3 protein-coding genes are annotated in these 5,748 nt (G+C 34.0%); all 3 read left to right on the top strand.

What is annotated here, in order from left to right; translation table 11 throughout:
* The first annotated feature begins 73 nt into the window (after positions 1–73).
* From ACHZDT_RS16170 to ACHZDT_RS16160, 3 genes are read left to right on the top strand one after another with little or no spacing between them, the layout of a single operon-like run.
* Positions 74–1,384: a restriction endonuclease subunit S gene (locus ACHZDT_RS16170; RefSeq protein WP_394775657.1), complete on the top strand. Its 1,311-nt coding sequence runs from the start codon at positions 74–76 to the stop codon at positions 1,382–1,384.
* A gap of 10 nt (positions 1,385–1,394) precedes the next feature.
* Positions 1,395–3,308, top strand: coding sequence for a DUF262 domain-containing protein (locus tag ACHZDT_RS16165; RefSeq protein WP_394775656.1), 1,914 nt, complete (start codon positions 1,395–1,397; stop codon positions 3,306–3,308).
* A 4-nt stretch (positions 3,309–3,312) separates the two neighbouring features.
* A complete protein-coding gene (locus ACHZDT_RS16160; protein ID WP_394775655.1) occupies positions 3,313–5,619 on the top strand; it encodes a DUF262 domain-containing protein in 2,307 nt (768 codons plus the stop codon).
* The last annotated feature ends 129 nt before the right edge of the window (positions 5,620–5,748 follow it).

The raw sequence follows: 5,748 nt of genomic DNA, 5'->3' as shown, positions 1-5,748 counted from the left end.
AAGCTAAAAGGAAAAGAAATAAAATAAGAAATCAAAGCCAATCACACAATCAAAATAATCATAGTTCAAGACAATGGAAGCAGTAATGGAAGAAATAAGAATTGAGAAGTATCCTGCTTATAAAGATTCGGGAGTGGAGTGGTTAGGAAATGTACCTGAACATTGGGAACTAACAAGATTAGGAACTCGCTTTATTGAAAGGAGGACCAAAGTTTCTGATAAAGATTACCCGCCATTATCTGTAACTAAACAAGGCATACTTCCGCAATTAGATAGCGCAGCTAAAACTAATGATGGAGATAATAGGAAGCTTGTAAAATTTGGAGACTTTGTAATTAATAGTCGTTCAGATAGAAAAGGTTCAAGTGGGATTGCGTCCGCAGATGGATCAGTCTCATTAATAAATACAGTAATTGAACCAATCAATATACATCCTATTTATTGTAATTATCTTTTAAAAAGCCATGCTTTCGTTGAAGAGTTCTATCGCATGGGTCATGGTATCGTAGCAGATTTATGGACTACACGATATGATGAAATGAAAGCTATTCTTGTAGCAATACCCACCAATAAAGAACAAAAAAAAATCGCACATTTTCTCAATAATAAAACTGAACAAATAGATAAAGCCATTGCTCAAAAAGAAAAGTTGATTGAGCTATTGAAAGAGCGCAGGCAAATACTTATTCATAATGCTGTTACCCGTGGGCTTAATCCTGATGTGCCGATGAAGGATAGTGGGGTGGAGTGGATTGGGGAGATACCGGAGCATTGGGAGGTTGCTAAATTAGGTTTCTATACTTCATCTATCCAAACTGGACCATTCGGGGGTCAGCTTCATTCGCATGATTATATTCATAAAGGAGTACCAGTTATTAATCCATCTCATATCGTAGATGGAGAAATAGTTCCAGACGATAATCAAACGATCACTACATCTAAACATCAAGAACTTAAGCACCATACCTTAAGTTTTGGGGATATTGTTTTTGGTAGGAGAGGAGAAATGGGTCGTTGCGCTATTTTTAAATCTGATAGCTCGCCGATGATTTGTGGAACAGGAAGCATAAAAATCTGTTTAAACCAGAAAATGATAAATCCATTCTACCTAAACGCTTTTTTGAAAATTGAAAATATAAAAGCATGGTTTTCTTTAAACTCAGTTGGTTCAACAATGGAAAACCTTAATTCAAAAATACTTTCAATAGTACCCATAATTGTTCCCCCTGTTGAAGAGCAAAAAAGGATTTTTAAATATGTCGAGATAGTTGAGCGTAAAACGCGGGTTGTAGTCTCCTGCGAAGAGAAGGAAATAGAGAAGCTAAAAGAATATAAAGCGACATTGATAAATGCTGCTGTAACGGGTAAAATAAAAGTGGGGTAAACCAAACAATATGGAAACTTTATTAGAAATAAATAGTGTGAATACACTGTTGCCATCTGAGAATATTTTAGAACCGCTATTGGTAGGAGAACTATTAAGGCAAGAAGGCAATAAACCCAAATACCGGTTTTTCATTCCTTCCTACCAACGTGGTTATCGTTGGAATGAAAGTCAAGTAATTGATCTTCTGGAAGATCTTCTCGAATTTATTACCACAACAAGAAACAACGATCAAAAGTATTGCTTGCAACCTATTGTGGTAAAAAAAATGGTCGATGCCAAGTACGAGGTATTGGATGGGCAACAGCGACTTACCACTATATTGATCTTACTATCAAGACTAAAAAGCAAAATCAACGATATAGAACTATTCTCGATTGAGTATGAAACACGCCCCGATAGCGCCGAGTTCCTGAAAAGTAACATAGTAGAAATTAATAAGGATAACCCGGATTATTTTTATATAAGCAAAGCGTATATGACCATTGACAAATGGCTTACAGATACAAGAGAAATAAAAGCTAATATCAGTACCAGCTTATACAACGCTTTGGTTGAATCCATAGAGTTTATTTGGTATGAAATAATTAATGATCATGACGCTATTGATATTTTTACAAGAATTAATATTGGCAAAATTCCTCTCACAAACTCGGAATTAGTCAAAGCCGTCTTCCTTAGCAAAAACAACTTATCTATTGGTTACGCCTCATCCGAAATAGCAGAGAAGGATTTTAATAAAATACTTTCTTTAAAACAAAATGCTATTGCGCTTGAATGGTATCAGATGGAGAAAGTTCTACAAGACCCTAAGGTGTGGGGCTTTATTTATAACGACTCTGAAAGTTTTGAAACAAGAATCGATTATTTGCTTGACCTAAGCTCTCATAAATCTGCAACTGAAAAGAATAAATACTTTTCCTTTAAATACTTTTATGATAAGGTTCAAAAAACCAGGAGCGACGCAAGATTGCAAGAAGAATTTGCAAGAAACAATACCTCATTTATCGAAGAAGAGTGGAACAATCTTAAATCCATTTTTGACATTCTCTTGGAATGGTATCATGACAAAATCTTCAATCATTTAATCGGGTTTCTTATTGACCAGGACGCAGACATTGCTGAGCTTGTGGACTCTTTTAGAATCAACAACAGGGACAAATTCTTAGATATTATGAAAGCAAAAATCAAGACCTTAATTAACTGCACGGATATTTCAAAACTTCGATATAAAAGTTCCTCCGATTATAAAAAACTTCACAGGATATTATTGTTGCACAATGTTATTAACAGTCTAAAAATTGATGACAACAATGTGTACTTCCCTTTTGAAAATATGAAAAATAAGTCTTGGACTCTGGAACACATATTTGCTCAAAATCCTGACGACTTGAGAGAGGAAGATTATCAAAGCTGGCTAAGAGATCATTTCCCTTTCTTTATAGCAAAAGTGCAGGATGTATCGGCTTCAGACATAACAACCCGCATTACGAAGCTCCTTGCTACTAATAAGAAGATTGATAAAGATGATTTTCAGGAATGCTTTGGAAAAGTTGCCACTTATATACAGAATGAAATTTCCAAAATCGATGCTTCTTTAAAATCGACAATTGAGATTGATGAATCCGATGCTGAACATCTGACTATAGAAGAAGAATATACCTGGATAAATGAGGATCATTCCATTGCTAACCTCGCATTGTTGGATGGCTCATCGAACTCAGCTTTAAAAAACTCTTTATTTGATATAAAAAGAACAAGGATTTTGGAGAAAGATAAAGCAGGTTTATTTGTGCCTAATGAAACTAAAAAAGTGTTTCTAAAATATTACACCGCCATCCCAAAGCATTTAGCCTATTGGACTTTTGAAGACCGAAAAGCTTATGTTAATAGTATTAAATCAAGCCTAAGCTTCTTAAACTAATACCATGAGTACTACTACTATTTGGAGTGTTTTAAACAACACTCTTGAAGGACAAGATATTAAGCGTGGTATAGAGATACCCATGATTCAGCGGGATTATGCACAAGGCAGACTAAATGATAAAGCGAGTGAAATCCGTAAAGTATTTTTAAATAAATTATTATCAAGCATTGAAGATGTCATCTACAATGGAAAGCTGCCATTAGAACTTGATTTTGTGTATGGATTTATAGAAAATAGTGTGTTCATTCCGCTTGATGGGCAACAACGGTTAACGACCCTATACCTTTTACACTGGTATCATGCTTTTAAGGAAAACAAGTTATCTGAAAATAAGAGTGCTTTTTCCAAATTCAATTATCAAACGAGACAATCATCTGCTGACTTTTTCAAGCGAATGAACAATGACTTAACTGAAACTGATCATAACGCTATTTTTATTAATCATAGGTCTTTTAAATCAGTCATCACTAATAAAAATTGGTATTTCTTAGGGTGGAAGCATGATCTCACTATTCAGTCATGCCTGACTATGTTAGATGAAATTCACCACGTATTTCAAAAATCACGCATTCAATTGTGTGATTTAATTGATACAACAACTGCTCCTGTAGTGTTCAACTTTTTGAATATTAAAAACGTTGGATTAAGCGATGATTTGTACATCAAAATGAACGCTAGAGGAAAACCATTAACCAGTTTTGAAAATTTGAAAGCAGAGCTGGGAAAATTTATTAAAGAATCCGATTTCAACAACACCTATACTTATTCCCTCAAACACTCTAACGGAGCTAAAATGGTTGATGTAGAAACTTATTTTGTTACTCGGACGGATACAGCGTGGAGCGACTTCTTTTGGAAAATAAGAAATGAAAAGACAAATGAATTTGACGATAAGCTATTGAATATTCTCGGGTTTGTAGGCATGAATGAATTAGCACGAGTTGACATAAAAAAGTTTGAGAGCAACTTGAAGGAGCTTGAAAAGAGCGAAAATGAGTTATCCTATTATAAATTTCGAACCCTAGACCTGCTTTCAGAAAAAACGACTATTTTCTATATAGATCTATTGGATTTACTTGTTACCGAAGATGAACTACTGGCTGCATATTTAAAAGATTCAACTTTTTTGGATAAACAAGAAATCATCAAATCCTCCTATTTAAGTAGTGTTAGGGCGGTATATCAACAACGTGTACTTTTTTATGCCCTCTTTAAGTTCTTGATTGATAAAAAGATTTCGTTACAACGAGAAGAATTAAAGAAATGGGATAGACTTGTGAGAAACCTAGTTACTAATACAATTTATAACGAGCCAAAAAATCTTCATGAAAGTTTAGCTGCAATAGATATTATTATTAATGCGTACGCCGGGGATATCTATGACTCTTTTCTTTCTGTCCCTGTATCCGGCTTTGATTCACAACAGATTACTGAAGAAAAAATAAAGATATCGCTAATTCGTAAATCCGTAGCTTGGCAAAGCTTTATTACTGAGAGTGAAGCACATCCTTATTTAAAAGGACAAATCATGGTTTTGTTATCCTTTTCAGGAGTATACGATACCTATCTAAAAGAGGGGCTTGAATGGGATGAGCACCAAGAAGCAACTTATATAAAACGCATCAAACTTTATTTTGAGAAGTTTAAAAAGGTATTTCATGATGCTGGCTTAAGGCATTTTGAAAATGAGTTGTTCAGGCGGGCATTGCTGGCAACAGGAGATTACTTATTATACTCCACTAATGAGTCGCTACTTATAGACAGTCATCGTGACATTAGTTGGAAAAGGCTACTTAAAGAAACAGGAAATAGGACTTCTAAAGACTATTATATTCCCCGATGTAACTATCTAAAAACAGTATTTGATTCACTTGATGTCAAAGATGTAGATGCTTCCCTTAAGCAGATAATAAAAGATTGTGATTGTAATGATTGGCGTAAGGATTTTATAAATAATTCCATATTAATAACGTTGTCAAAACAGTACTATTTAAAATTTATAGATGAGGATTCTATTTATGTTCTGCGCAAATCGAAATATAATAAATATGCAGACCCTGAAGTGAAATCTCTATTACTTAGAGAAATGCTCTTTAAGAAAGGATTTTTAAATACTGATATTGAACTCGGATACGATGATACTTTGCAGCAATATGGTATTGTAAGAATAAAAAATTATAAACCAAGAGTTGTATATAATCACGATGGCGAGAAGAACTATTTGTTTAAGCAAAAAGGCAAAGAGGACTTTATTACAAAAAGTAAAAAGAAAATGGTAGATCATCTAGTAGAGAATTTTCTGCTGTAAGCTCTTGTTTCATTGTTACAACCGATAATCTATGCCTACCAAAACTAACGAACAAGCATTAGAGTCAGCCATAGAAAAAAAACTATGCGGAACTTGTATTGAAGAACTTAAAGAACAAACTATTTTAAA

Source organism: Flavobacterium sp. (assembly GCF_043722275.1).
GTDB lineage: Bacteria > Bacteroidota > Bacteroidia > Flavobacteriales > Flavobacteriaceae > Flavobacterium.
Note: the sequence above shows the minus strand (reverse complement) of the source record. Positions and strands in the feature narration are given on the sequence as shown.

What these genes read in the sequence shown, in the direction of transcription:
- ACHZDT_RS16170 (WP_394775657.1), top strand. Translation starts at nt 74, where the DNA reads ATGGAAGCAGTAATGGAAGAAATAAGAATTGAGAAGTATCCTGCTTAT.
- ACHZDT_RS16165 (WP_394775656.1), top strand. Translation starts at nt 1,395, where the DNA reads ATGGAAACTTTATTAGAAATAAATAGTGTGAATACACTGTTGCCATCT.
- ACHZDT_RS16160 (WP_394775655.1), top strand. Translation starts at nt 3,313, where the DNA reads ATGAGTACTACTACTATTTGGAGTGTTTTAAACAACACTCTTGAAGGA.